Annotated in this window: 22 protein-coding genes and 1 rRNA gene; 15 read left to right on the forward strand and 8 right to left on the reverse strand. The window is 65.4% G+C overall.

Annotation, left to right across the window (positions count from 1 at the left end):
* Positions 1-206 precede the first annotated feature (206 nt).
* Positions 207-321: ribosomal RNA gene (gene rrf / locus LL964_RS13655) — 5S ribosomal RNA — on the forward strand.
* A 676-nt stretch (positions 322-997) separates the two neighbouring features.
* Here the strand turns inward: rrf and putA are convergent.
* Positions 998-4,198, reverse strand: coding sequence for a bifunctional proline dehydrogenase/L-glutamate gamma-semialdehyde dehydrogenase PutA (putA, locus tag LL964_RS13660; protein ID WP_104585494.1), 3,201 nt, complete (start codon positions 4,196-4,198; stop codon positions 998-1,000).
* A gap of 277 nt (positions 4,199-4,475) precedes the next feature.
* Between putA and LL964_RS13665 the strand changes: the two genes are divergently transcribed.
* The 6 genes from LL964_RS13665 to LL964_RS13685 are packed head-to-tail and all read left to right on the forward strand — an operon-like array spanning position 4,476 to position 9,229.
* Positions 4,476-4,952 carry a DUF2244 domain-containing protein gene (locus tag LL964_RS13665; protein WP_167395191.1) on the forward strand — a complete coding sequence of 159 codons (477 nt, stop codon included), beginning with the start codon at positions 4,476-4,478 and terminating at the stop codon, positions 4,950-4,952.
* A 16-nt stretch (positions 4,953-4,968) separates the two neighbouring features.
* Complete coding sequence (gene coxB, locus LL964_RS13670; RefSeq protein WP_104585493.1) at positions 4,969-5,931, forward strand: cytochrome c oxidase subunit II; 963 nt, start codon at positions 4,969-4,971, stop codon at positions 5,929-5,931.
* Positions 5,932-5,965: 34 nt separating this feature from the next.
* Positions 5,966-7,570, forward strand: a complete 1,605-nt coding sequence (gene ctaD, locus LL964_RS13675) for a cytochrome c oxidase subunit I (protein WP_104585491.1) — start codon at positions 5,966-5,968, stop codon at positions 7,568-7,570.
* Positions 7,571-7,592: 22 nt separating this feature from the next.
* Positions 7,593-7,724, forward strand: a complete 132-nt coding sequence (locus LL964_RS20080; RefSeq protein ID WP_255626166.1) for a hypothetical protein — start codon at positions 7,593-7,595, stop codon at positions 7,722-7,724.
* Positions 7,721-8,317 carry a cytochrome c oxidase assembly protein gene (locus LL964_RS13680; protein WP_104585488.1) on the forward strand — a complete coding sequence of 199 codons (597 nt, stop codon included), beginning with the start codon at positions 7,721-7,723 and terminating at the stop codon, positions 8,315-8,317. Before LL964_RS20080 ends, LL964_RS13680 begins: the two co-directional genes overlap by 4 nt.
* A 36-nt stretch (positions 8,318-8,353) precedes the next feature.
* Positions 8,354-9,229 (forward strand): cytochrome c oxidase subunit 3, encoded by an 876-nt coding sequence (locus tag LL964_RS13685; protein ID WP_029221429.1) that lies wholly within the window; start codon positions 8,354-8,356, stop codon positions 9,227-9,229.
* Between the two features lie 98 nt (positions 9,230-9,327).
* Here the strand turns inward: LL964_RS13685 and LL964_RS13690 are convergent, their stop codons facing one another.
* Positions 9,328-9,546 (reverse strand): twin transmembrane helix small protein, encoded by a 219-nt coding sequence (locus LL964_RS13690; protein WP_104543860.1) that lies wholly within the window; start codon positions 9,544-9,546, stop codon positions 9,328-9,330.
* Between the two features lie 60 nt (positions 9,547-9,606).
* Here LL964_RS13690 and LL964_RS13695 point away from each other — a divergent pair, with 60 nt between their 5' ends.
* Genes LL964_RS13695 through cyoE form a run of 4 tightly spaced genes read left to right on the forward strand, consistent with a single transcriptional unit; the run spans position 9,607 to position 13,008 of the window.
* A complete protein-coding gene (locus LL964_RS13695) occupies positions 9,607-10,332 on the forward strand; it encodes an SURF1 family protein (RefSeq protein WP_104585487.1) in 726 nt (241 codons plus the stop codon).
* Positions 10,333-10,359: 27 nt separating this feature from the next.
* On the forward strand, positions 10,360-10,935 hold the full coding sequence (locus LL964_RS13700) for a hypothetical protein (RefSeq protein WP_104585486.1): 576 nt from the start codon (positions 10,360-10,362) through the stop codon (positions 10,933-10,935).
* Between the two features lie 10 nt (positions 10,936-10,945).
* The gene (locus LL964_RS13705; RefSeq protein WP_104585484.1) at positions 10,946-12,109 is read left to right on the forward strand and encodes a COX15/CtaA family protein; all 1,164 of its coding nucleotides are present in this window, start codon (positions 10,946-10,948) and stop codon (positions 12,107-12,109) included.
* Positions 12,110-12,111: 2 nt separating this feature from the next.
* On the forward strand, positions 12,112-13,008 hold the full coding sequence (cyoE, locus tag LL964_RS13710; protein ID WP_104585483.1) for a heme o synthase: 897 nt from the start codon (positions 12,112-12,114) through the stop codon (positions 13,006-13,008).
* Positions 13,009-13,058: 50 nt separating this feature from the next.
* On the opposite strand, the gene LL964_RS13715 is transcribed toward cyoE, so the two are convergent.
* Together LL964_RS13715 and LL964_RS13720 are read right to left on the reverse strand one after the other, a co-directional pair.
* The gene (locus tag LL964_RS13715; RefSeq protein ID WP_104585638.1) at positions 13,059-14,630 is read right to left on the reverse strand and encodes a thioredoxin family protein; all 1,572 of its coding nucleotides are present in this window, start codon (positions 14,628-14,630) and stop codon (positions 13,059-13,061) included.
* Positions 14,631-14,812: 182 nt separating this feature from the next.
* Complete coding sequence (locus tag LL964_RS13720; protein ID WP_104585482.1) at positions 14,813-15,814, reverse strand: bile acid:sodium symporter family protein; 1,002 nt, start codon at positions 15,812-15,814, stop codon at positions 14,813-14,815.
* A gap of 77 nt (positions 15,815-15,891) precedes the next feature.
* Between LL964_RS13720 and LL964_RS13725 the strand changes: the two genes are divergently transcribed.
* Entirely contained in the window at positions 15,892-16,863 is a 972-nt protein-coding gene (locus LL964_RS13725; protein WP_323132949.1) for a DUF6602 domain-containing protein, read from the forward strand.
* A 20-nt stretch (positions 16,864-16,883) separates the two neighbouring features.
* Here the strand turns inward: LL964_RS13725 and dnaG are convergent, their stop codons facing one another.
* The 4 genes from dnaG to rpsU all read right to left on the reverse strand — a co-directional run bounded on the left by dnaG (position 16,884) and on the right by rpsU (position 20,864).
* Positions 16,884-18,641: a DNA primase gene (gene dnaG, locus LL964_RS13730; protein ID WP_104585479.1), complete on the reverse strand. Its 1,758-nt coding sequence runs from the start codon at positions 18,639-18,641 to the stop codon at positions 16,884-16,886.
* Positions 18,642-18,733: 92 nt separating this feature from the next.
* The gene (locus LL964_RS13735) at positions 18,734-19,687 is read right to left on the reverse strand and encodes a YihY/virulence factor BrkB family protein (RefSeq protein ID WP_104585637.1); all 954 of its coding nucleotides are present in this window, start codon (positions 19,685-19,687) and stop codon (positions 18,734-18,736) included.
* A 286-nt stretch (positions 19,688-19,973) separates the two neighbouring features.
* Complete coding sequence (locus LL964_RS13740; protein WP_104585477.1) at positions 19,974-20,420, reverse strand: GatB/YqeY domain-containing protein; 447 nt, start codon at positions 20,418-20,420, stop codon at positions 19,974-19,976.
* Between the two features lie 228 nt (positions 20,421-20,648).
* A complete protein-coding gene (gene rpsU / locus LL964_RS13745; RefSeq protein ID WP_002808376.1) occupies positions 20,649-20,864 on the reverse strand; it encodes a 30S ribosomal protein S21 in 216 nt (71 codons plus the stop codon).
* A gap of 278 nt (positions 20,865-21,142) precedes the next feature.
* Between rpsU and tsaD the strand changes: the two genes are divergently transcribed.
* The 3 genes from tsaD (at position 21,143) to LL964_RS13760 (ending at position 25,042) form a co-directional block, all read left to right on the forward strand.
* On the forward strand, positions 21,143-22,207 hold the full coding sequence (tsaD, locus tag LL964_RS13750) for a tRNA (adenosine(37)-N6)-threonylcarbamoyltransferase complex transferase subunit TsaD (RefSeq protein ID WP_104585475.1): 1,065 nt from the start codon (positions 21,143-21,145) through the stop codon (positions 22,205-22,207).
* Between the two features lie 70 nt (positions 22,208-22,277).
* The gene (folB, locus tag LL964_RS13755; RefSeq protein ID WP_104585473.1) at positions 22,278-22,634 is read left to right on the forward strand and encodes a dihydroneopterin aldolase; all 357 of its coding nucleotides are present in this window, start codon (positions 22,278-22,280) and stop codon (positions 22,632-22,634) included.
* 236 nt (positions 22,635-22,870) lie between these two features.
* A complete protein-coding gene (locus LL964_RS13760) occupies positions 22,871-25,042 on the forward strand; it encodes a glycoside hydrolase family 3 N-terminal domain-containing protein (RefSeq protein ID WP_104585471.1) in 2,172 nt (723 codons plus the stop codon).
* Positions 25,043-25,098 lie beyond the last annotated feature (56 nt).

Consider the following 25,098-nt stretch of genomic DNA (forward strand, 5'->3'; position numbering starts at 1 on the left):
ACTGATACTAATGATCCGTGCGGCTTGACCATATAACCTCAAGTTGCCTTGGTCCCAACGAACGTTGGTAGATCATCCAAATGCAAGCTACGTCATAAGTTACCTATGCGAGACGGGCGCCGTACGCGCTTCCCTTCGCAAGAGCCTGCACTTCCTTGTGCAGACTTTTGAAGAGAAGCAAAAACTGGCGCCGCTCCAACCGTCTCCCTGGTGAAATTAGCGCTGTGGAACCACCCGATCCCATCCCGAACTCGGAAGTGAAACGCAGCTGCGCCGATGGTAGTGTGGCTCAAGCCATGCGAGAGTAGGTCATCGCCAGGGGCTTTACCCCAAACCCTCAGTCCTCACGGACTGGGGGTTTGTTCTTTGCGCAAAACAAAAAACCAACACCAACCACATACCCCGCCATGATGCGGACCTGGCGCAGGTAACGGCACGCAGCGACCACAAGCCGGCTCACTGCCGCACTCACACCTCTACGTGCGCCACGCGCACACAGCCGCGCACTCCAGCCGCGCGGCCGAGCTCTCGTCACGGCAGGAGTGTCGGCCGGAAGCACCTTCGATCGGCGATCAATCTCGAAACCGGGGCTGAGACGAACCGCCCGGGGCCCGTCGGGGCGATGTGATCGTACTGCTGGACATGGCGGATGCACGGCCGATCAAATGACAGTCCGTGGGCGTGCCTGCACACCGGTTCACCTAGCGGGGATCGCCTGAAATCGGATGGTGGTGCACATGGCGACTGAACACCGAGTTTCAGTTGCGAAGGATCGGTGCGACGGCCGGAGACCGGCGCTGACGTGGGCGGATAGCAAGCGCACGTTGCGGACTGCTTTGGTCGAATGCGGCCAAAGTGTGGGTCCAGCTTGCGCAGCTCCAAAGCGCGGCCCAGGGTGGGCGGTTCTACGCCGCTCGCGGTCGCAACGTCATCGCCACGATGCACACAAAAAAACCCCGCAGATGCGGGGTCTTCCTTGTCTGCTGCGGGTGGCGACTCAGTCGCCCAGCGTCAGCAACGAGGCATTGCCGCCAGCGGCCGTCGTGTTGACCGTGACGACCTTTTCGGTGGCAAAGCGCAGCAGGTAGTGGGGGCCGCCGGCCTTGGGGCCGGTGCCGGACAGGCCCTGGCCCCCGAACGGTTGAACGCCGACGACGGCACCGATCTGATTGCGATTGACGTAGACGTTGCCCACTGCCACGCGGGACGTAATGCGTTCGATGGTCTCGTCGATGCGCGAGTGTACGCCCAGGGTCAGGCCGTAGCCGGTGGCGTTGATCTGCTCGATCACCGCATCGAGCTGGTCGGCCTTCCAGCGGATGACATGCAGCACTGGACCGAACACTTCGCGCTGCAGTTGCGCGAGGGAGCTCAGTTCGTAGGCGCGCGGGGCAAAAAAGCTTCCGTGGGCAGTACCCTCACCCAGCTGGGTGGTAGCGATCAGACGCGCCTCGCGGTCCATGCGTGCTGCGTGATCGTCGAGGATCTTGAGCGCATCTGCGTCGATGACCGGGCCAACGTCGGTAGACAACAGGCCGGGATCGCCGATCTTCAACTCGCCCATGGCACCGGCGAGCATGGTCATGACCTTGTCGGCGATGTCGTCCTGGACGAACAGCACGCGCGCCGCAGAGCAGCGCTGCCCGGCGGAGATGAAGGCGCTGGAGATCGCGTCCTTGACCACCGCCTCGGGCAGCGAGGAGGAATCGGCGATGAAGGCGTTCTGCCCGCCCGTCTCGGCGATCAGGACGCCGATGGCGGCATCGCGCGCAGCCAGGGTGCGGTTGATGATGCGCGCGGTCTCCGTGGAGCCGGTAAAGGCGACACCGGCCACGCGCGGATCGTTGGTCAGCGCGGCGCCAACGCTGGCGCCGTCGCCCGGCAGGAACTGCACGGCTGCTTCCGGAACGCCGGCTTCATGCAGCAGCTTGACTGCCGCAAAGCCGATCAGATTGGTCTGCTCGGCTGGCTTGGCAATGACGGTGTTGCCGGCTGCCAGCGCTGCGGCCACCTGGCCCAGGAAGATGGCCAGCGGAAAGTTCCAGGGACTGATGCAGACGAACACGCCGCGCCCGTGCAGCTGCAGCTCGTTGGATTCGCCGGTCGGCCCTGGCAAACGTTCGGGCGCGCCGAACTGCGCGCGTGCCTGGCCGGCGTAATAGCGCAGGAAGTCGACCGCTTCCCGGACCTCGGCTACGGCATCGGGCAGCGTCTTGCCGGCTTCCTTGACGCAGATGGCCATGAACTCGGGCATGCGCGCTTCCAGCAGGTCGGCCGCATGCTCCAGGATGGTGGCGCGACTTGCTGCCGGCGTGCGATTCCAGCCGGGCTGTGCAGCGGTGGCGGACGCCAGCGCTTTCTGCACCGTGGCCGGATCGGCGGGTTGCCAGTGTCCGACCGTTTCGGTGCGGTTAGCGGGATTGAGTACCGCTTCGCGCGGCGTGCCGACCACTGCGCCAGGCACCAGGGGCGCCGCGGACCACGGCTTGACCGCAGCATTGAGTTGCTCGGCCAGCTGCCGCAGATCGTTGTCGTTGGCGAGATTGGCGCCCATGGAGTTCTTCCTGTTCTGGTTCTGGCTGCGCAGCAGGTCGGTCGGCAGCGGGATCTTGGGATGCGGGATGGAGGAGAACGCGCACACCGCTTCGACCGGATCGCGGATCAGGTCCTCGATGGCGACGTCTTCATCGGTGATGCGGTTGACGAAACTGGAGTTGGCGCCGTTCTCGAGCAGGCGGCGTACCAGATACGGCAGCAGGTCCTCGTGCGAGCCGACCGGCGCATAGACGCGGCAGGGAACACCCAGGCGGTCTGCCGGAATCACCTCGGCATACAGGTCATCGCCCATGCCGTGCAGTTTCTGGTGCTCGTAGACCTTGCCGCCGGAGATCGCACGCACGGCGGCGATGGTCTGCGCGTTATGGGTGGCGAACATCGGATACAGCGCATCGCTGTGCGCGAACATGCGCCGTGCGCAGGCCAGGTAGGACACGTCGGTGTTCTGCTTGCGGGTGAACACCGGATAGCCGGGATGGCCTTCGATCTGGGCGCGCTTGATCTCCGCATCCCAGTACGCGCCCTTGACCAAGCGCACCGGAATACGGCGGCCGACGCGACGTGCCAGATCGGCCAGGAAGTCGATGGTGTAGGGGGTGCGCTTCTGGTACGCCTGGACCGCCAGGCCATAGCCCTCCCAGCCGTCCAGCGAGGGATCGGAGAAGGTGGCCTCGATGATATCCAGCGACAGCTCCAGCCGATCGGCTTCTTCGGCATCGACCGTGTAGCCGATGCCGTACGACTTGGCCAACTGCGCCAGCTCCAGCACGCCCGGCGCCAGCTCGGCCATCACCCGCGCACGCTTGGCGTGTTCGTAGCGGGGATACAGCGCCGACAGCTTGATCGAGATGCTAGGAGCGGCGAACACATCGGTGCCGACGAAGCTGCCGCTGCGGCCGATGGCGTGGATGGCGTCGCGATACGCCTGCAGGTAGCGCTGGGCGTCCTTCATGGTCAACGCGCCTTCGCCGAGCATGTCGAACGAATAGCGGTAGTCGGCGTTGTCGCCCTTGCGCGAACGCGACAGCGCTTCGCCGATGGTGCGGCCCATCACGAATTGATGGCCCATGATCTTCATGGCCTGGCGCACGGCCAGGCGGATGACCGGTTCGCCCACGCGACCGATCAGGCGTTTGAACGCGCCGGGCACATCGGCGCGGGTGAGGTCGTTGAGCTGCACCAGCCTGCCGGTCAGCATCAGGCCCCAGGTCGATGCATTGACCAGCACCGAGTCGCTGCCGCCCACGTGTTTCTTCCAGTCTGCGTCGCCGAGCTTGTCGCGGATCAGCTTGTCTGCAGTGTCCTGGTCGGGAATGCGCAGCAGTGCTTCGGCCACGCACATCAGCAGCACACCTTCTTCGCTGCCCAGGTCGTATTGGCGCATGAAGGCTTCGATCGCGCCCTGATCCTGCGCCCGTGCGCGTACGCGGGTGACCAGGTCGGCGGCAAGCGCCTGCACCTTGGCCTGCTCGGCGGCAGGCAGGCGCGCCTGATCGAGCAGTTCGCGCACGTGGTCGGCTTCGTCCTTGAGCCAGGCGGCGGTGATGGCGGCGCGCAATGCGCCCGGGGCGGCAGAGAGTTCGGGCGCCAGCAGCGCTCGCGCGCTAGCGGAAGAGGCGGGTCGATCGAGCTGAGCGTTCATGCGGAAAGTGCCTGGGAATCGGCGCTCATTCTAGAGAGCCAGCACGTCTGTGCACTTGTGTGGAAGCGGCAGCTTTCCTGCCGTTTTGTGTGGGTCGCCCATCGCCGTATCGGCACTCGTGCGCGCAGCTGGCTGCGGGTATCCATCCTCGGGAAGTGATTGATTCGGACGCACTTTTAGCTGCACTGCAGCAAATTGGCGATCGCCGGAAACGCTTGCCGCCTGCGTCGGCGCGGGTCTACCATCGGGCTGTTCCCGCAGTCCGCTGCGTGTCGCCATGATCGAAGTGCTGCCGTTGATGTCCGAAGGGGTCGGGACGCAATTGCGGTTGCGACCTCCACGGGCACTGTCGTCCCGGCAGTTCGTGCTGTTGTTCGCGGTCCTGGCTGGAACGATGTGGTTGTTTGCGGGCCTGGGGTGGTGGACCGGCAATGCATTCGCGCCGGTGTTCGCCCTGTTGCACAGTGGTGTGGTGGCGCTGGCGCTGCGGCAGTTGTGGCGAAGCGGCGAGCGCGAAGAAGCGATCCGGGTAGGCGACACCGCTGTGGAGGTGTTTCCGTCCGGACAGGCGCCACCGGCGTTTCGGGCACATCCGCACTGGGTGCGGTTGCGCATGGAACGTGATGACAGGGTGCTGTTGGTGAGCAGCGGCAGGCAGGTCGAGATTGGAAGCTTTCTCGGGCCGGCCGAACGTGTGGAACTGGCAGATACGCTGAAACGCTTGCTCGCGGCCGCCAATGGCCGTCACCGATGACGTAAGGGTCTAGGCAATGACGCAACGCAGCAGCTGGAAGTCGATGGTTACCGGATTGAGCCTGGCGGCGATGGCCTTGACGGCCGCACCGGCAGCGTGGGCGCAGTCGGCCGACCCCAAGGCGTGGCAGCTCAACATGGGCCGCGGGGTGACCCAGACTGCACGCATGGCCTACGAGGCGCACATGGTGGCGCTCTGGGTCTGCGTCGTGATCGGCGCGCTGGTGTTCGCGGCGATGGGCTATGCAATGTTCAAGTTCCGCAAGTCCAAGGGTGCGGTGGCCGCGCAGTTCAGCCACAACACGCAAGCCGAGGTCTTGTGGACGGTGATTCCGGTGCTGGTGCTGATCGCCATGGCCTGGCCGGCGACGGCCAAGCTGATCGCGATGTACGACACGCGCGAATCCGAGATGACGGTGAAGGTGACCGGCTATCAGTGGATGTGGAAGTACGAATACCTGGGCAAGGGCGTGGAATTCACCAGCCGGCTCGCGCGCGAGTCCGACCGCATCCGGCAGAGCGGTGAGCGTCCTACCATGGCGTCGCAGCCGCACTACCTGCTCGACGTCGACAACCGCTTGGTACTGCCGGTCGATACCAAGATCCGTTTCGTGATCACTGCCGACGACGTCATCCACGCGTGGTGGGTGCCGGCGCTGGGCTGGAAGCAGGACGCCATCCCGGGCATCGTCAACGAGGCCTGGACCAATATCGAACAGCCGGGCGTGTATCGCGGGCAGTGCGCCGAGCTGTGCGGCAAGGACCATGGCTTCATGCCGATCGTGGTCGAAGCCTTGCCCAAGGCCGAGTTCCAGCGCTGGCTTGCCGCGCGTCGCAATGCTGCCGAAGCGGCGCCGGCAGCGACGCCACCTGCAGGGGCCGCTCCGCCACCGGCTGCTCCGGCGCCCGCAGGCGAAGCTGCGCCTGCAGCGGCTCCAGCCCCCGTTACGCCGGCCGCGGCACCGACCGCCGCTCTCTAACCGCACGCAACCGCATCGCAGAGGCCGTTCCGTCATGGCGCATACCGCAGTCGATCACCACGGACACCACCAGCCCGGTTTCGTCGAGCGCTGGTTCTTTTCGACCAACCACAAGGACATCGGCACGCTGTACCTGCTGTTCTCCTTCGTGATGTTCATCATCGGCGCGGCGATGAGCGTGGTGATCCGCGCCGAGTTGATGGAGCCCGGTTTGCAGTTCGTCAAACCGGAATTCTTCAACCAGATGACCACCGTGCATGCGCTGGTGATGATCTTCGGCGGCGTGATGCCGGCCTTCGTAGGTCTGGCGAACTGGATGATTCCGCTGCAGATCGGTGCGCCGGACATGGCGCTGCCGCGCATGAACAACTGGTCGTTCTGGTTGCTGCCGGTGGCTTTCACCCTGTTGCTGCTGACGCTGTTCCTGCCCGGTGGCGCACCGGCCGGTGGCTGGACGCTGTATCCGCCGCTGTCGCTGCAAGGCGGCTACAACGTGGCCTTCAGCGTGTTCGCCATCCACGTGGCCGGCGTCAGTTCGATCATGGGCGCGATCAACATCATCGCCACCGTGCTCAACATGCGCGCGCCCGGCATCGACCTGCTGAAGATGCCGATCTTCTGCTGGGCGTGGCTGATCACCGCGTTCCTGCTGATCGCGGTGATGCCGGTGCTGGCTGGCGCGGTGACCATGCTGCTGACCGACAAGTTCTTCGGCACCAGTTTCTTCAATGCGGCCGGCGGCGGCGACCCGGTGATGTACCAGCACATCTTCTGGTTCTTCGGGCACCCGGAGGTGTACATCATGATCCTGCCGGCATTCGGCGTGGTCAGCGAGATCATTCCGACTTTCAGCCGCAAGCCGCTGTTCGGCTATCAGGCGATGGTGTACGCGATCGCAGCGATCGCGTTCCTGAGCTTCATCGTGTGGGCCCACCACATGTTCACCGTGGGCATGCCGCTGGGTGGCGAGATCTATTTCATGTTCGCCACCATGTTGATTTCCATCCCCACCGGGGTGAAGGTGTTCAACTGGGTCAGCACTATGTGGAAAGGCTCGTTGACCTTCGAATCGCCGATGCTGTGGGCGGTGGCGTTCGTGATCCTCTTCAGCATCGGTGGGTTCTCCGGCCTGATGCTGGCGATCGTCCCGGCCGACTTCCAGTATCACGACACCTATTTCGTGGTGGCGCACTTCCACTACGTGCTGGTGACCGGCGCCGTCTTTGCGCTGATCGCGGCGGTGTACTACTGGTGGCCGAAGTGGACCGGGCATATGTACAACGAGGCCTGGGCCAAGTTCCATTTCTGGTGGACGATGGTGTTCGTCAACCTGCTGTTTTTCCCGCAGCACTTCCTCGGCTTGGCAGGCATGCCGCGGCGCATTCCCGATTACAACGTCGTGTTCGCCGACTGGAACCTGATCAGCTCGATCGGCGCATTCGGCATGTTCGCCACGCCGTTCCTGATGGCCGGCATTCTGTTCGCATCCTTGCGTCGCGGCGCCAAGGCCGATGCGCGTGCGTGGGAAGGTGCCAAGGGTCTGGAGTGGACGGTCCCGTCACCGGCACCGGCGCACACCTTCACCGTGCCGCCGGTCATCAAGCCTGGAGATCTTGCGCATGAAGACATCGGCCACTGAGTCCACTTCCGAGCCGACGGTAATGCGCTTACTGTCTGCCGCCGAGCGCCAGGCGCAGCAACGCCGTGCCGTACGGCGTACGGCGATCACCGTGGGCGTCGTCGCACTGCTGATCTACATCGGCTTCATTGCGTCGGGGGTCATCGGCCGATGAACGCACGCTCGCCCGCACCCGCGCCGACGGCTGGCTTGTTCAAGTTGCTTGCCGTGGTGCTGGGTGTGTTCGTGCTGACGTTTTCGTTGGTGCCGCTGTATCGCATCGCCTGCGAAAAGGTTTTCGGCATCCGCATGGAGCGGGCGCCGGGAAGCGCGCGCGCAGGCGCCGGCGCGCTGGCCGTATCCGGCAAACGCACGGTGCGGGTGGAGTTCGATGCCGGGGTCAATTCCAAGTTGCCCTGGACCTTCCATCCGGAGCAGATGACGATGGATGTGGTGCCCGGAGAACTCAACGAAGCCCTGTATTTCGCGCGCAACGACAGCGCGCGTGCGGTGGTCGGTAGCGCCGTTCCATCGGTCGCACCGGCGCGCGCCTCCGGTTACTTCAACAAAACCGAATGCTTCTGCTTCACTGCGCAGACCTTGCAAGCCGGCGAGACACGCGACATGCCGCTGCGTTTCATCGTCGATCCGGCCCTGCCGCCGGAAGTGACCACGATCACGCTGTCCTACACGTTTTACCGCAACGACGCGCTCACTTCGCAATTGCCGGGCGCGGGCGCTTCTGGTGCGCCGCGCGCCGCTCCATAACTCCATCCACACCTATCACGACACGGAAGCAACGCCATGGCCGATCACAGTCCCAACGCCGATGCGTATTTCGTCCCGAGCCAGAGCAAATGGCCGTTCGTCGGCTCGATTGCGATGTTCGTGATGATGATCGGTGTGGCCAGCTGGCTCAACGATGCGGCCTGGGGCCGATGGACGTTCTTCGCCGGCATGGCGATGCTGCTGGCCACCTTGTTCATGTGGTTCGGCGATGTCATTCGTGAGTCCAATGCCGGCAACTACAACCGTCAGGTGGACGGTTCGTTCCGCATGGGGATGGTGTGGTTCATCTTCTCCGAGGTGATGTTCTTCGGCGCCTTCTTCGGTGCGCTGTTCTACACCCGCGTGCTGACGTTGCCCTGGCTGGGCGGCGAAGGCGATGGCGTGATGACCAACGAACTGCTGTGGAATGGCTACTCGGCCGCCTGGCCGACCAACGGTCCGGGCACGATCGGCGGGCAATTCCAGACCATCCCGGCCTGGGGGCTGCCGCTGATCAATACCTTGATCCTGCTCAGCTCGGGCGTGACCCTGACCATCGCGCACCACGCATTGAAAGGCGGGCGTCGTGGTGCGCTGCTGCTATGGCTGGGGCTGACGGTGCTATTGGGCTGCGTGTTCCTGTTCCTGCAGGCGGAGGAATACATCCACGCCTATACCGAACTCAATCTTACCCTGGGTTCGGGGATCTATGGCTCCACCTTCTTCATGCTGACCGGCTTCCATGGCATGCACGTGCTGCTGGGCACGATCATGCTGGCGGTGATGTGGCTGCGCGCCGCCAAGGGTCACTTCACCCGCGACAACCACTTCGCCTTCGAAGCGGCCGCATGGTATTGGCACTTCGTCGACGTGGTGTGGCTGGCGCTGTTCCTGTTCGTGTATGTGCTTTGAGGGCGGGGATTCGGGAGTGGAGATTCGAGATTCGTAAAAGCGATCCGCTTTTGCCCTTACGAATCCCCAATGCCGAATCCCCAATCCCATCGGCCGCGTCAGCGACCGACGCCGTGCGGTTTGATCCAGCCTGTGTAGATGCCGATGATCACGATGGCGATCAGGGCGACCGATAAGCCGATGCGCCAGGTGAGTGCGTTGACGGTGCGTTTGGTCTGGCCGCGGTCGGTGAGCAGGTAGTAGAGGCCGGCACCCAGGTTCCACAGAATCACGATCAGGAAGGCGACAATCAGCAGCGTCTTGAGCGAATCGTTCACAGCAGCCCCGGTGGTCGTCGGCGTGATCGTCGCATTGCACGCCTTTTCGCGTCGTTTGTCATGATGCGCAAGCACACGATGGTGTTCGGGTGGGCGCTGGCGCTGCTGGTGAGCGCGGGGTTTGCGGCGCTGGGGCAGTGGCAGCTGCAGCGCATGCACAGCAAGGAAGCGCTGCTGGAACGCGCGGCGCATGTGCGGGAGAGGCCGTTGACCCTGGTGCAGGCCCTGGCCAGCCCGCAAGCGTTGAGCTGGGTCAACGGCCGGGTGCGCTTTCTGCCACAACAGGTCCTGCTGGACAACCAGCTGCATGATGGGCGTGCCGGTGTGCGTGTCTATCAACTCGCCGCGGTCGAGGGGCTACCGCAGACGCTATTGGTCGATCTTGGCTGGCTGCCATTGCCGGCCAATCGGCAATTGCCCACCCTGGCGGCGCTGGGTGGTACGCGCGCGGTGCAGGGTTTGCTGAGCGCGCCGCCATCGGCGGGGCTGGCGATCGGTCCTGCGCTGGCGCCCACTGCCGCTGCGACCACCTGGCTGGCCACCCGCCTGGATCCCGCGGCGGTGCGCGAGACGCTGGGCAGGCGCGACATTTCGTCGCAGGTGCTGCGGCTGGATCCGGCGGTGCCGGTGGGCTATGCACGCGATCTGCAGATGCTGCCGAACACGCTGCCACCCGCGCGGCACTTGGGTTATGCGGTGCAGTGGTTCGGGCTGGCGATCGCGGTATTGACCACCGCGGGACTGCTGACCTGGCGTGCGCGGCGTCGCCGTCGACGCGGGCACTGACGCCTGCGGCATGAGAAAATCGCCGGCATGACTTCCTCTTCACCGGCCACGCCGCACGCGGTCAAACGCGGCCGCAGAATGCTGATTGCCCTGGCGGCGCTGTTCTTCGGCTCGATGCTGTTGGCCGGGGTGCTGCGCTTCTCTGGATGGCAGCCGGCGTCGATGCGCAACAACGGCGAGCTGCTGAAGCCGCCTGCCGATTTGCGTGCGCTGGTGCCGGTGCGTGCAAACGGGCAGCCGTATGCGTGGTCGCCGAGCGATCGCGTCTGGCGCATCGCGGTGGCGCCGCCGACCGACTGTACGCGACAGTGCGTGGCACTGGCAGCAGAACTGGATAAGGTGTGGCAACTGCTCGGGCATCGTGCCGACAAGGTAGAGGTGCTGTGGGTCGGTGCGCCGCCATCCGGGCTGCCGCCAATGCCGGAATTGCGCGTGCTGCGCGACGATGCCCGCCTGCGCCAGGCATTGCCGCGTGCCACCGATACGGCTGGTGTGCCCGTGTATGTGATCGATCCCAATGGCTTCGTGATCCTACGCTATGCCCCGGGCTTCGACCCGGCCGGCTTGCGCTCGGATCTGGTCAAGCTGTTGAAGCTGATGTGAGCCCGTTTCGATGAATCTGTTTGCGCCACCGGCATTGTTCCGCCACTTCCACCGCATGGCCTGGCTGGCGGCCTTGTTCACCGCGAGCACGATCCTGTTCGGCTCGTTCGTGCGCCTGTCCGATGCCGGCATGAGCTGCCCGGACTGGCCGACCTGCTACGGCCGGGTGACCTGGCCGCAGAGCAACGACGAGGCCAACACGCATGTGGCCAGCAAGATCCGTCCGCTGGAGTCGCACAAGGCCTGGCGGGAACAGGTGCACCGCTTCCTGGCCGGGGCGCTGGGTGTCGAGGTACTGGTGTTGTCGTTGCTGGCGGTGCGTCGCCGCCGCATGGGCATTGCGCAGGTGATCTCGGCCGCAGCGCTGGTGGCGTTGTCGATTCCTCTGTACATGTCCGGCTGGCACACCGTGGCCTTCGGAGTGGCGATCGCCGGTGAGGCCATCCTGCTGCTGGCGGCATTGCGCTGGAGCAATATCGACCTGGCACGCGCGGCGGTGTTGACGCTGGCGGTCGTGATCTTCCAGGCCTTGTTGGGCATGTGGACAGTGACGCTGCTGCTCAAGCCCATCGTGGTGATGGGGCACCTGCTGGGCGGCATGTTGATGTTCTCGCTGCTGGTGTGGATGGCCTGGCGCGCGACGCATCTGCCGATCACCCTGGCCGACGCATCGCGGCTGAAATGGCTGTTGCGCCTGGGCGTGGCGGTGCTGGGCCTGCAGATCGCGCTGGGCGGCTGGGTCAGCGCCAACTATGCCGCGCTGGCCTGTGGTGGCGGCAGCTGGTCGGTCGACAACTTCCCGCGCTGTGTCAGCCAGTGGTGGCCGCCACACGACTTCCGCGAGGGCTTCACGCTGTGGCGCGGTATCGGCGTGGATTACGAAGGTGGGGTGCTCGATGGCGCGGCGCGTATCGCCATCCAGATGGCGCACCGCTTGTGGGCGATCGCGACCGCGTTGTACCTGTGGTGGCTGGCTTGGCGGCTTTCGCGCTCGCCGGGCATGCGGGTGTGGGCAGGCGCGCTGGCGGTGCTGGTGGCCGTGCAGGTGACGCTGGGCATGCTCAACGTGAAGCTGGCGCTGCCGCTGGAGGTTTCGGTCATGCACAACGGCGGCGCAGTGGCGTTGCTGTTCGTGCTGGTCTCGTTGCTGGCGCGGCTGCGCGCGCCGGAGTGAGCATGGCCGTCAGCGCACGCGATTACTGGGATCTGACCAAACCCAAGGTGGTGGCACTGATCGTGTTCACCGCGTTGGTGGGCATGTTCCTGGCCATTCCCGGCATGCCGACCTGGGTGCAGGTACGCACCGGTGCACTCGGGTTCCTGGGAATCTGGCTGGCCGCCTCGGCGGCTGCGGCGATCAATCAATTGCTCGATGCCAAGATCGACGCACAGATGGCGCGCACCTCGTGGCGACCGTTGGTGGTGGGCAAGGTGCGGCCATGGCAGGTGCTGGTGTTTGCCAGCGCGCTGATCGTGATCTCCATGACCATCCTGGTGGTCTGGGTCAATGTCATCACCGCAGTGCTCACGTTCGCCTCGTTGATCGGTTATGCGGTGATCTACACCGTCTACCTGAAGCGTGCGACCTCGCAGAACATCGTGATCGGCGGCCTGGCCGGCGCCACGCCGCCGATGCTGGGCTGGGCCGCGGTGACCGGGTTGCCGACCAGCGCCGACTGGGTCAATGCCTCGCTGCTGGTGCTGATCATCTTCATCTGGACGCCGCCGCATTTCTGGGCGCTGGCGATCTTCCGTCGCGCCGACTACGCCAAGGCGGCGATCCCGATGTTGCCGGTGACCCACGGCGTGCCGCATACGCGCAAGCAGATCCTTGCGTACACGATCGCGCTGGCGATCGTGACCCTGCTGCCGGTGGCTGTGGGCATGAGCGGGGTGTTCTACCTGGGCGGCGCGCTGGTCCTGAACGCGGTGTTCCTCTGGTATGCATGGCGCATGCTCGACCCGCCGGACGAGCTGTTCTCGATGAAGATGTTCGGTTACTCCATCGTCTATCTGATGGCGTTGTTCGCATTCCTGATGGTGGATCACCTGTTGCTGCCCTGGGTGCGCTAGCGGCGCCGAACGCCATGTGCCGGCGCCGCATGCAACCAGATTGCGCAGGCTCAACTCAACCAGCTTGCGCAGTCGCTGGGCTGCATGTCCTTGCAGCCGGACCTTGCTTTCTGCTGCAGTCGGGTCAGCACCGCGCCGCCTTCCGGACGATGCTGCTCGCTCCATGCCTTGAGCTTTTTGCCGAACTCGGTGAAGTCCGCGCGATAGCGTTTGCGATAACTGTCTGGCTGCGCGTTCACGACATCGATGACCTGGCCGGCAGCGGCTTCGATGTCGGCTGCATCGCCGGGGCGGAGCCGGATCAACGCCTCGATGTACGGTACGGCCGCCTGCAGGCGGGCGATCTCGCCTTGCGCGCTTTCGTATTTTTTCCTGTACCAGGACAGCGTGGTCTTGGGGTCGCCACGTCGTTCGGCCAGTTCGGCCAGATCAAACATGTAGTGAGACGGCGTCTTGCTGCGAGGCAGTTCTGCCAGCAACAATTGCTCGGCACCGCTGTGGTCTTGGATCTCGCCCAGGATCGATGCCGCATTATCGATGACGACAAGGCGCTCTTCATCGCTCACAGGCTGATCGGTGGCCCATTGCACGCGTCGATGGACCAGCTCGACCACCTCCTTGGGGAGCGGCGGACTGTCCGGTTTGCCCTCGGCGGGCTGGCCCTGGGCCAGACGAGCAAGTGCGATATGTGAGTAGACGGTGTCCAGCCGGTCGAGAAGTGGCAGGGTGGGATCGGCGTAGGCCTTGTCCAGCGCTTGCAACAGGGCCTTGGAGGATCTGCTCCGTTCGGCCGTGTCGCTGCTGACGGCCATGACCAGACGGTCGGCGATCACGTTGACCGTTCCTAGATTGCGGTGCAGTTCTGTCGGATCGGTGAGCAGCGCGTCCAGCAGTCCGCGATACACCGGTTCGCCCGGGGTGGGGTTCTTCGCAAAGTGGAGCGTCAGCAGCGCAAACCGGTGCTGCAGAGCAGGGCTCGGCGCGGCCTCGCTCAGTTGGGTAAGGACCTTGGCTTTGTCCTTGTCCTTGACCATCTGTGCGTCGACGAACCAATCGTAGTTGCTGAGCACCTCCCAGTCCTCGGCAGTGAGCTCCCGCGGCGTGTGCAGTGCCTTATCCAGCAGTTGCTTGGCCGAGCCGGTGCTCTTTGCTGCGGCGCTCAGCGCAGCGACCAGATGTGCGCTGCTGTCGATGCCGGACAGGCGGGTGATCTCGCTGCGGTCCGGGCGCAGCAGAATGATTGTGGGATAGCCCCTGATACCGAAGCGATCGCCCCAGATGTGCGCCTCTTCCAGGTCGCCATCCAGATGCACGGCGATGAACTGCTGCGTGCTTGCGATGAAGGCCGGATCCTTGAACACGGTGGCCTTGAGCACATTGCAGGGGTGGCACCAGACCGCTCCCCAATACAGCAGCAGCGGCTTGCCGCTCTGTTTGGCTTGGTCGAAGGCGGCGTCGATATCGCCTTCGCGCCAGGCGATACCGGGCGCGGCAGCAAGTGCGGTCGCCTTCGGCTGCGCCGGCACGGCGGGTGTAGCCGGTTTATCGCAGCCGCTCAGCGTCGCGAGTGTCGCCAGCAGCGCGAACACGCATGGAACAGAACGTCGGGTGGACAACGTCATGACAATCACCATGGAGGGCAGCAGGGGAGTGAGCGCTCCATCACATCGCCTTGCACCGGCGTATGGCTCGTCAGTACCGTTGTATCCCTGCTCGCGCTCGGCGGACGCAGGCAATGCGAATCGGTGTCACCCCCAGCGCAGCAGCCCGCAGGTTGTGCTGCGTGCGGTGCGCGGGCATGGAGTCAATGCTGCCCGCCATCCGGCTGCGGGTCGGCTGCTGTGGTGCGTGCGTAGCGTGCCGCCACGACGGCGCAGACGATCAGCTGCAGTTGGTGGTACAGCATGATCGGCAACACGATCGCGCCAAGGCCACCGCCTGCGAACATCACCTTGGCCATCGGAATGCCGGTGGCCAGGCTCTTCTTCGAACCGCAGAAGACGATGGCGATCTCGTCGGCACGGCTGAAGCGCAGGCGCCGTGCCAGAAACACGATCGATGTCATCGCCACTGCGAGCAACGCAGCCGCGACCCCCAGCACTGCGAGCAGCGCCGGCAGCGGGGTCTGTTGCCACAGGCCTTCGTTCACCGAGGCGCTGAAGGCGGTATAGACCACCAGCAGGATGGTGCCCTGATCGGTATAGCGCAGCACCGCGCGATGCCGCTCGACCCAGCCGCCGATCCATGGACGCAGGAAATGGCCGGCCAGGAACGGAACCAGCAATTGCAGCAGGATCTTGCCGATCGCGTCGGCCGGATGCGCCATCGCGCCCTGGCTGCCGACCATTGCGCCCATCAGCAATGGGGTGAAGAACACACCCAGCAGACTGGAAAGCGATGCGGCGCAGACCGCTGCCGGGACGTTGCCGCGCGCCATCGAGGTGAAGGCGATCGAAGACTGCACCGTGGACGGCAGCGCGCACAGGAACAGCACTCCGACATACAGCTGCGGCGTCAGTGCGAGATGGGCCAGTGGCCGGAACAGCAGCCCGAGCAACGGAAACAGCACGAACGTACAGGCCAGGATCACCAGGTGCAGCCGCCAATGCAGCGCGCCGGCCTTGACCGCTTCGCGCGAGAGCCGCGCGCCATGCAGGAAGAACAGCGCCGCGATCGCCACGTCGGTGACATCGTCCATGATCCCGGCGGCCGAGCCCCGGACCGGCAGCAGCGAGGCGAGCGTGACCGTGCACAGCAGCGCGAGGGTGAAAGGATCTATGCGCAACCGCGCCAGCAGCTTCTTCATGATGTGATGAGGGCAAGGAAACGCCTGGGATACCTCAGCTATTCTCACACGACTCCGCAGAAAGGACTGCCTTGAACGTGCTTCCTTCCCTCGCTCTGCAGACGCTGGCGCTCAATACTGCGAAAAAGTTTCGCGACGACTATCTGGTGATGAGTCGGCACGCGTTCGGTGACCAGGAGCAACGCAATGGCCTTGTGCACGCGGGGGAGTTCGGCATGTATCGAGAGCAACTGCTGCGGACGCTGCTGGGTTGCCACCTGCCTGCGCGCCTGTCCATCGGAAGTGGCTTCCTGAGTGCCCCGCAGCAGCACAGCAGTACCCAATGCGATATCGTCATCTATGACCGCGATGCGACGCCCAGCCTTGATCTGGTCGGCGGAAGGACGTTCTTTCCGACCGAGACCTGTGCTGCGGTGGGCGAGGTCAAGTCCACATTATCGGTCGCGGCACTGGGCGAGGCGCTGGAAAAACTCGGCGAAACGAAGAGATTGCGAGCGGCACAGTGTCCGCCCGGTCTGCCCGTCTCGCCGGTCGAAGCGGTCTTCTCCTTGTGGGACGGGGCCGCGTCGGACGACCTCACACCACAGTCGCTCGATCTCCATCGGCAGCGCTTGTTCCAGCCGCAGTTGGTCGAGCAGCAGAATCTGGTGACGTTCCTGGTCTGCGAGCGGATCCAATGGCGCAAAGGCGAAGAGCCGGGAAGTGAGGGATTCCACAGGTCGCTTGCCCGTCTGTATCCGCCTTCGAGCGCGTCCCTCTATCTGCGGCACAATCTGTTGCTCAGCCTGGAGGACGGCTTTCTCGCCTACGCTGCCTCTTCTGCAGGCGACGAAGGCGCGCCGCGTCGCCTGCCGTATCCGTTCCCGCGTCGAGGAAACATCGATTGTGGCTGGCGTTGGCTCCCGGCCAGCGACGACGCGCTGCACATTCTCATGTTCGCCACCGAATGCGCACTGGCGGCTTCGCGCACCTGGATCTACGAGTTTCTTTCGCCGGCACATCTGCAGGACAGTCTTCCCCTCAGCTTTGACTACATTCCATTGAGCTGATCCATCGCCGGCGGTGGCGCTCAATGCAGCGCCGCTCGCGCCTTGAGCAGCTCGCGCAGCTCGTACTTGTCGGTGTCGTCCAGGCCTTGCGCGCGCTGCTTGGCCTGCAATTCCTCCAGGCGTTGCTGCAGCAGTTGCTTTTCCAATTGGGCAATGGCGTCGTGCAATTCCATGGCCCAGCTCTGCTCGTTGCCAGGCATCGCCTGCGCGGCGAGCTTCTGCAAGGCGGCCTGCTCGTCGCGTTCGGCGAAGTGTTCCAGCAACGCGCCGGTGCTGATTTCCGGGCGCTGCTGCACGAGGTCCAGCAACTCGATCAACAGCTCCACGCCGGGCAGGCGCAGCCCGGCCAGATCGTGATGGCGGTCCAGGCCCATGGCCAGCGAGGGTTGCTGCAGCAGGATCGCGATCGAGGCGCGCACCAGGCTGCGCCGCTGCACCGGCGCGCCCACACGCGCGGGCACACGCGCCTGGGGCGAGGCGCCCTGACCAGGCGAACTGGGCGAGGCGCCGACGCCGGTCATGCGTGCCAGTTCCTGCCGCATCAGATCGCCGAACGCACCGTCGGGAATCTGCGCCAGCATCGGGCGTGCGCGCTCGGCCAGGCGTGCCTTGCCATCGAGCGTATGCAGGTTGATCTGCCGCGACATCTCGTCGAAGAAGAACTGCGACAGCGGAGTGGCCTGTTTCAGGCGCGCATCGAAGGCCTGCGCGCCTTCCTTGCGCACGATGGTGTCCGGGTCCTCACCATCGGGCAGGAACAGGAAGAAGGCCTGGCGACCATCTTTCATGCGCGGCAGCACCGACTCGAGTGCGCGCCAGCCGGCCTTGCGCCCGGCGTTGTCGCCGTCGAAACAGAAATACACGTCCGGTGCGTTACGGAACAGCAGCTCGGCATGTTCCGGCGTGGTTGCCGTGCCCAGTGTGGCCACCGCCTGGGTCACGCCGAACTGGAACAGCGAGACCACGTCCATGTAACCCTCCACCACGATCAGTCGCTCGATCTTCTGGTTGGCCTGGCGCACCTGCCACAGGCCGTAGAGTTCGCGCCCCTTGTGGAACAGCGCGGTTTCCGGCGAGTTGAGGTACTTCGGGCCCGGATCGCGGCCATCGGCCAGGGCGCCCAGGATGCGCCCGCCGAAGGCGATCACGCGGCCGCGGCGGTCGAAGATCGGGAACATCACCCGGTCGCGGAACTTGTCGTAGACATGGCCGCGGTCGTTCTTGGAAAACAGCCCGGCGCGTTCGAGCACGTTCAGGCGGCGCGCGTCGGTGCCCAGGGTGTCCTTCAATGCGCTGTAGCCATCGGGCGCATAACCGATCTGGAAGCGCGCGCGGTTGTCGGCGTCCACACCGCGCCCGTCCAGGTAGTCGCCAGCGCGCGGGTTGCCCGCGAGTTGGCGCTGGAAGAACTTGGTCGCCGCCTCCAGTGCCGAGTACAGCTCGCGACTGTCGTCCTGCTGCTGCGGGCTGCGCTGCTGGGTGTCGCGCGGGATCTCCATGCCGGCGCGCTTGGCCAGCTCGTCGACCGCGTCGAGGAACTCCAGGCGGTCGTAATTCATCAGGAAGCTGATCGCGGTGCCATGCGCGCCGCAGCCGAAGCAGTGATAGAACTGCTTGGTCGGCGAGACCGTGAACGAGGCCGAGCGCTCGTCGTGGAACGGGCAACGCGCCGAATACTCCTTGCCCTGGCGTTTGAGCGGCACCCGACCACCCACGACCTCGACGATGTCGGTACGTGCAAGCAGTTCGTCGATGAATGCGTCGGGGATGCGGGCCATCCCACTAGGATATCCCAGCGGCCGGCGCCGGCCTGATTCAGGCGGCGCCGACGTCTGCGTTTCTCAAGTGCAGTGCACCTGGTCTGCGCGCGTCAGCTGCGCGTCGCCGGGTCGGGTCTGGATGCTGCATCCGGTTCGGGCATGACGACGGTGGCGGGCGGGTGGTCCGGATCCACCCCGGCCTCGCGCAGCTTGCGGTGCGAACGCACGCGTTCGTCGATCACCGCGGTCAGCAGCGCGCCGGTGAAGAACACCACCGAGGCGTAGTACATCCACACCAGCAGGATCACCAGGGTGCCCATCGAGCCATAGGCGCTGCCCGGCGCGGCCTTGGCGATGTATACGCCGATGGCGTAGCGCCCCAGCGCGAACAGCAGGGCGGTAATGACCCCGCCGACGAAGGCCTGACGCCAGTTCACGGTGCGATCGGGCAGATAGCGGTACAGGAATGCGAAGGCCAGCGAGTACAACGCCAGCGTGGTCACATAGCCCACCGCCGGGAGGACGGAGGGCAGCCGTGCGAATACCACCTGCAAGGCGGTGGTGGCGATCATCGAGACGATCAGCAGAAAACCCAGCGCCAGGATCACGCCGAAGGAGAACACGCGCTTCTTCAGCCACGCCATGATGCCGTCCAGGCGTTGCTTGTCGGTGCGGAAGATCAGGTTCAGCGCGTTCTGCAATTGCGCGAACACGGCAGTGGCGCCGATGAACAGCAGCAAGGTACTCCACAGGCCGGCCAGCGAGCCGATGCCGGGTTGGTCGGTGGCATTGCGAATCACCGTGTCGGCCACCTCGGCAGCGCTGCCGCCGGCCAATTGCGCGATCTGCTGCACCAGCGCTTCCTGCGCAGGCGGATACAGCGAGGCGGTCAGCCACAGCAGCAGCACCAGCAGCGGTGCCAGCGAAAGCAGCGCGTAGAACGACAGCGACGCGGCCTGCGTCATCACGTCGATCTCGAGAAAGCGGTTGAACAGCGCCATCGGCAGGCTACGCTGCAGGCGGGTCAGATGTTTCTGCAGGTGTTCGGTGGAAAGTGTCGTCACCGGCAAGATCCCTGGCGCATACCGTCGCGCACGCAGGTGGCATGGAGCCAGACCGGTATGCGGAGTGCCTGGCCCGCGCCTGCGCTGGCGTCTTCGTTCTAGCAGGGCTCGATCGAAGATACGGTGAAAGCCGCGCGCCTGCGGCATGCTGCTGCGCGTGCGCCGGCCGGCGGCACGCGCAGCAGCATTGGGCATCAACAGCACGTTCGGTGACGCGGTAGCCGCGCTTCGCCAGCGCCACGCGCGCCTGCCCTGGCAGATGCACAGGGCAGGTGGATCGACCGCGTCAGCCTGCCAGCTGCTGCTTCACCAGCGTGGAGACCAGACCCATGTCGGCCTGACCGGCGAGTCTGGGCTTGAGCGCGGCCATCAGCTTGCCGATGTCGGCCGGGCTGCTGGCACCGGTCTCCGCGATCGCGGCCTGGATGGCGGCCACGATCTCGGCTTCGCCCATCTTGGCCGGCAGGTAGCGCTCGATCACCACGATTTCCTCGCGCTCGATCTGCGCCAGGTCCGCGCGGGAGGCGCCTTCGTATTGGGTCACCGAGTCCTTGCGCTGCTTGACCATCTTGTCGAGCACGGCGATGACGGCGGCATCGTCCATCTCGATGCGCTCGTCCACTTCCTTCTGCTTGATCGCGGCGTTGATCAGCCGGATCACGCCCAGGCTGTGCTTGTCGCCGGACTTCATCGCGGCCTTCATGTCGTCGGTAAGCTGCTGCTTGAGGGGCATGCTGTAACTCCTGAGATTGCAGATGATGAAGGCCGATGCACCTGGACAGGCGCACCGGCAGGGATCGGGGCGATGGCCGCTCGCGGGCTGGCGCCGCGTGACAGAGTGCGCGCGGATGCCGAAGGGCCAATGCAAAAAGCCGGCGACGCTTGCGCGTGCCGGCTCCTGGGTCCGATCCCGCCGGGTCGCGCCTGCAGCGCTCACCCGACGGCAAGGAACCGCGTTCGATCAGTACAAGCGCTGGCGCTTGGTGACGTCGCGCGAGGAACGACGCAGCTGACGCTTCACGGCAGCGGCAGCCTTGCGCTTACGCTCCTGGGTCGGCTTTTCGTAGAACTCGCGCTTGCGGGTTTCGGCCAGCACGCCGGCCTTTTCGCAGGTGCGCTTGAAACGACGGAGCGCAAATTCGAAGGGCTCGTTCTCGCGGACTTTAACGCTGGGCATGTGTTCTCCAGATAGGGATTTTTCCGTCCGGGAGCCCCGGGCGGGTGCGAGCGGACTCGCGTGACGGAATTTCCGGGTTGCCCCGGCGAGCCGCGCATTATAACGACTTGCCAACGACCTGCAAGCCCCAGGCGAAAATCGCCCGGGGCCGCCATGCGGAGGCTGCGTCCACGCGCGGTTCCGGGCTGCTCCCATGGCGGCGCCGAATCTGCGCAAGGCCAATCTGCGCAGCGAAAAAGCTGCGAAAATGCCCGCACGCCTTCTTCTGCCGAGTTGCCGTGAAAGTCCTTGGGATCGAATCATCATGCGATGAGACCGGTGTGGCGGTCTACGACACCGCCCTGAACGGGGTGGCGGCATTGCGCGCCCATGCGGTGTACAGCCAGATCGCGCTGCATGCCGAGTACGGCGGGGTGGTGCCGGAGCTGGCCAGCCGCGACCATGTGCGCAAGTTGCTGCCGCTGATCCGCCAGACCCTGGCCGAGGCCGGGCTGGGGATCGACGAGCTCGATGGCGTGGCCTACACCGCCGGTCCCGGCCTGGTGGGTGCCCTGTTGGTGGGCGCCGGGGTGGCGCGCTCATTGGCATGGGCACTGGAGGTGCCGGCCATCGGCGTACACCATATGGAAGGGCACCTGCTGGCGCCGCTGATGGAAGACGACCCGCCGCAGCCACCGTTCGTGGCCCTGCTGGTGTCGGGCGGCCACACCCAGCTGGTATCGGTGAAGGCGCTGGGCAGCTATGAGGTGCTGGGCGAGACCCTGGACGATGCGGCCGGCGAGGCCTTCGACAAAACCGCCAAGATGATGGGCCTGCCGTACCCAGGCGGCCCGCAGCTGGCGGCGCTGGCCGAAACCGGCACGCCCGGACGCTACAGGTTCGCGCGGCCGATGACCGACCGGCCGGGGCTGGATTTCAGCTTCAGCGGGCTCAAGACCCAGGTGTTGCTGGCCTGGCGGTCCAGCGACCAGTCCGATACCACCCGCGCCGACATCGCCCGCGGTTTCGAGGACGCGGTGGTGGAGACACTGGCGATCAAATGCCTGCGCGCGCTGGACGCAGCCGGCTGCAATACGCTGGTGGTGGCCGGTGGCGTGGGTGCCAACAAGCGCCTGCGCGCGCAGCTGCAGGAGGCCGCGCAACGCCGTGGCGGCCGGGTCTGCTTTCCGCGCCCGGCCCTGTGCACCGACAATGGCGCGATGATCGCCTTTGCCGGCGCGCTGCGGCTGCAGGCCGGCGAACACGCCGACGCGGCGGTGCATGTGACGCCGCGCTGGGATATGGCTGCGCTGCCGCCACTGGTGGCGGCGCGGGATTCGGGAGTGGAGATTCGGGATTCGTAGCAGCCCGTTCTCGCCTGATGTGTTCCGCTCTTGCCAATCCCGAATCCCGAATCCCGAATCCCGAATCCCCATGGACAAAGTGTTTATCGAAGGTCTGGAAATCGATGCGCTGATCGGCATCTACGACTGGGAGCGGCGGATCCGCCAGACGCTGCGGTTCGATCTGGAGATGGGCTTCGACAACCGGGTGCCGGCGGCCAGCGACGCGATCGCCGATACGCTGAACTACAAGGCGGTGAGCAAGCGCCTGATCGCATTTGTCGAAGCCTCCGAGTTCGGACTGGTGGAGACCCTGGCCGAACGCTGCGCGGCGATCGTGCTGGAGGAGTTCGGGGTGCGCTGGCTGCGGCTCAAGCTCAGCAAGCCCGGCGCGGTGCGCGGCGCGCAGGCGGTGGGGGTGATCATCGAACGGGGGCAGGCGCTCTGACCGCTGCTCGCGCCGGGCGCGAGCGCGTGCGGTGGTCGCGCTGCGCAGTGTCCGGTCCGTGCCATCCGGGGAAGGGGCGGCGCAACCGAGGCACGGTTTGGCCACGATCCTGGGTCAGCGTGGCCAAACCGTGCTCGACAACACCCCAGACCCGGCTTTCACCTCCCGCCACTTGCATCTGCGCGGCCACGGCAGGCTAGAATTGCCGGCCATGTAAACGTTTTCTCAAGGATCTCATGGCTGCTGATCGCATCGAAACCCTGATTGCCCGGATGACCGTCGAAGAGAAGGTCGGACAGTTGGGTGTGTTCGCCGACATGGTGCGGCCGTTCGCGCCGGACGTGAATCCCGAAGCCAACGTGCGCAACGCCGACGAAGTGTTGCAGCAGGTTCGCCAGGGGCGGGTCGGCTCGCTGTTCAATGGCGTGGGTGCCGCACTGGGCGCACAGATTCAGAAAGTGGCGGTGGAAGAGAGCCGGTTGGGCATCCCGGTGATCCTGGCCGCCGACGTGATCCACGGCATGCGCACGGTGTTCCCGATCCCGCTGGGCGAGGCGGCCAGTTTCGAGCCCGCGCTGGCCGAGCGCACCGCGCGTGCCACTGCGGTCGAGGCCACGGCTGCCGGCCTGCACTGGACATACGCGCCGGCGGTGGACATCGCCCGCGACCAGCGCTGGGGCCGCGGTGCCGAGGGCGCCGGCGAGGACGTCGTGCTGGGCATGGCGTTCGCCGCCGCGCGCGTACGCGGCTTCCAGGGCGGCGACCTGACCGCCGCCGACTCACTGCTGGCCACGCCCAAGCACTTTGCAGCCTATGGCGCGGTCGCCGCGGGCATGGAATACAACACCGTGGACATCGCACCGCAGACGCTGCGCGATGTGCATCTGCCGCCGTTCAAGGCCGCACTGGATGCCGGCGCATTGGCGGTGATGTCCTCTTTCAACGACATCAATGGCATACCGGCCAGCGCCAACCATGAGTTGCTCACCGAGATCCTGCGCGGCGAGTGGCAGTTCCCGGGCGTGGTGATTTCCGACTACACCGCCGACATGGAGCTGATCGCGCACGGCTATGCCGCCGACGAGCGCGATGCGACCAGCAAGGCGTTTCTGGCCGGGCTGGACCTGAGCATGCAGAGCGGTTTCTATGCCGCGCACCTGCCTTCGCTGGTGGAAAGTGGCGAAGTACCGATGGCCGCGCTGGATGCCAGCGTGCGGCGCATCCTGCAGCTGAAAGAGGCCATCGGCCTGTTCGACAATCCGTATCGCTCGCTGGATCCGGCGCGCGAAGCCGACACCGCCCACCTGGCCGCGCACGATGCGCTGTCGCGCGATGCGGCGCGGCGTTCGATCGTGCTGCTGAAGAACGACGATGCCGTGCTGCCGTTGAAGAAGAGCGGGCAGCGGATCGCGTTGATCGGGCCGTTCGTGCAGGACCGCGAAAACATCGAAGGCTGCTGGACGCTGTTCGGCGACAAGGCACGTTACGTGACCCTGGAGCAGGGCGTGCGTGCGGTGGTCGCCGACGAGTATCTGAGCGTGGTGGCCGGCTGCGGCCTGGAAGACGCACTGCCGGGCGGCATCTCCGCAGCCATCGACGCCGCGCAGGCCGCCGATGTGGTGGTGCTGGCACTGGGCGAGCCGCAGCGTTACAGCGGCGAAGCGCAGTCGCGCACCGAGATCACCTTGCCGCCGGCGCAGCAGGCGTTGGCCGAAGCCGTCGCCGCCACCGGGACGCCGGTGGTGGTGGTGCTGCGCAACGGCCGGGCGCTGGCGCTGACTGGCGCGGTACGCGATGCGCAGGCGATTGCGGTGACCTGGTATCTGGGTACCCAGACCGGCACCGGCGTGGCCGATGTGCTGTTCGGCGATTACAACCCGTCCGCGCGCCTGCCGATCAGCTTCCCGCAAGCGACCGGGCAGCAACCGTATTTCTACAACCATCTGCGCACCGGCCGCCCGGAGCTGCCGACCTTGTCCGAGTACAAGGCGCGTTGGCGCGAAATGCCGAACGAGCCGCTGTACCCGTTCGGTCACGGACTGAGCTACACCACCTTCGCCTATGCACAACCGCAGTTGAGCACCGCACGCCTGGGCTGGGACGACACGCTCACCATTACCACCCGTGTGACCAACACCGGCGATGTGGTCGGCGAGGAAGTGGTGCAACTGTACGTGCACGACCGCGTGGGCAGCCGGGTACGCCCGGTGCGCGAACTCAAGGGATTTCGCAAGGTGTTGCTGCAGCCTGGCGAAAGCGCGGATGTCGTGTTCACCCTTGCACGCGATGCACTGGCCTTCACCAATCCCAAGGGGCTGTTCGCCGCCGAGCCGGGAGCATTCGATGTCTGGGTCTGCGCATCGGCCAAGAGTGGCGAGGCAGTGAGCTTCGAGTTGCTCGGCGGCTGAGCGCGCCGGGGGGCAATGCGATGACGGCGCAGCGTCGACCGCTTGCGCGGTGATGC

It is taken from the genome of Xanthomonas melonis (assembly GCF_020783655.1).
Classification (GTDB): Bacteria; Pseudomonadota; Gammaproteobacteria; order Xanthomonadales; family Xanthomonadaceae; genus Xanthomonas; species Xanthomonas melonis.

What these genes read in the sequence shown, in the direction of transcription:
- putA (WP_104585494.1), bottom strand. Translation starts at nt 4,198, where the DNA reads ATGAACGCTCAGCTCGATCGACCCGCCTCTTCCGCTAGCGCGCGAGCG.
- LL964_RS13680 (WP_104585488.1), top strand. Translation starts at nt 7,721, where the DNA reads ATGAACGCACGCTCGCCCGCACCCGCGCCGACGGCTGGCTTGTTCAAG.
- LL964_RS13665 (WP_167395191.1), top strand. Translation starts at nt 4,476, where the DNA reads ATGATCGAAGTGCTGCCGTTGATGTCCGAAGGGGTCGGGACGCAATTG.
- folB (WP_104585473.1), top strand. Translation starts at nt 22,278, where the DNA reads ATGGACAAAGTGTTTATCGAAGGTCTGGAAATCGATGCGCTGATCGGC.
- LL964_RS13740 (WP_104585477.1), bottom strand. Translation starts at nt 20,420, where the DNA reads ATGCCCCTCAAGCAGCAGCTTACCGACGACATGAAGGCCGCGATGAAG.
- LL964_RS13715 (WP_104585638.1), bottom strand. Translation starts at nt 14,630, where the DNA reads ATGACGTTGTCCACCCGACGTTCTGTTCCATGCGTGTTCGCGCTGCTG.
- rpsU (WP_002808376.1), bottom strand. Translation starts at nt 20,864, where the DNA reads ATGCCCAGCGTTAAAGTCCGCGAGAACGAGCCCTTCGAATTTGCGCTC.
- LL964_RS13700 (WP_104585486.1), top strand. Translation starts at nt 10,360, where the DNA reads ATGACTTCCTCTTCACCGGCCACGCCGCACGCGGTCAAACGCGGCCGC.
- cyoE (WP_104585483.1), top strand. Translation starts at nt 12,112, where the DNA reads ATGGCCGTCAGCGCACGCGATTACTGGGATCTGACCAAACCCAAGGTG.
- LL964_RS13695 (WP_104585487.1), top strand. Translation starts at nt 9,607, where the DNA reads ATGATGCGCAAGCACACGATGGTGTTCGGGTGGGCGCTGGCGCTGCTG.
- coxB (WP_104585493.1), top strand. Translation starts at nt 4,969, where the DNA reads ATGACGCAACGCAGCAGCTGGAAGTCGATGGTTACCGGATTGAGCCTG.
- LL964_RS20080 (WP_255626166.1), top strand. Translation starts at nt 7,593, where the DNA reads ATGCGCTTACTGTCTGCCGCCGAGCGCCAGGCGCAGCAACGCCGTGCC.
- dnaG (WP_104585479.1), bottom strand. Translation starts at nt 18,641, where the DNA reads ATGGCCCGCATCCCCGACGCATTCATCGACGAACTGCTTGCACGTACC.
- LL964_RS13720 (WP_104585482.1), bottom strand. Translation starts at nt 15,814, where the DNA reads ATGAAGAAGCTGCTGGCGCGGTTGCGCATAGATCCTTTCACCCTCGCG.
- LL964_RS13760 (WP_104585471.1), top strand. Translation starts at nt 22,871, where the DNA reads ATGGCTGCTGATCGCATCGAAACCCTGATTGCCCGGATGACCGTCGAA.
- LL964_RS13685 (WP_029221429.1), top strand. Translation starts at nt 8,354, where the DNA reads ATGGCCGATCACAGTCCCAACGCCGATGCGTATTTCGTCCCGAGCCAG.
- LL964_RS13705 (WP_104585484.1), top strand. Translation starts at nt 10,946, where the DNA reads ATGAATCTGTTTGCGCCACCGGCATTGTTCCGCCACTTCCACCGCATG.
- ctaD (WP_104585491.1), top strand. Translation starts at nt 5,966, where the DNA reads ATGGCGCATACCGCAGTCGATCACCACGGACACCACCAGCCCGGTTTC.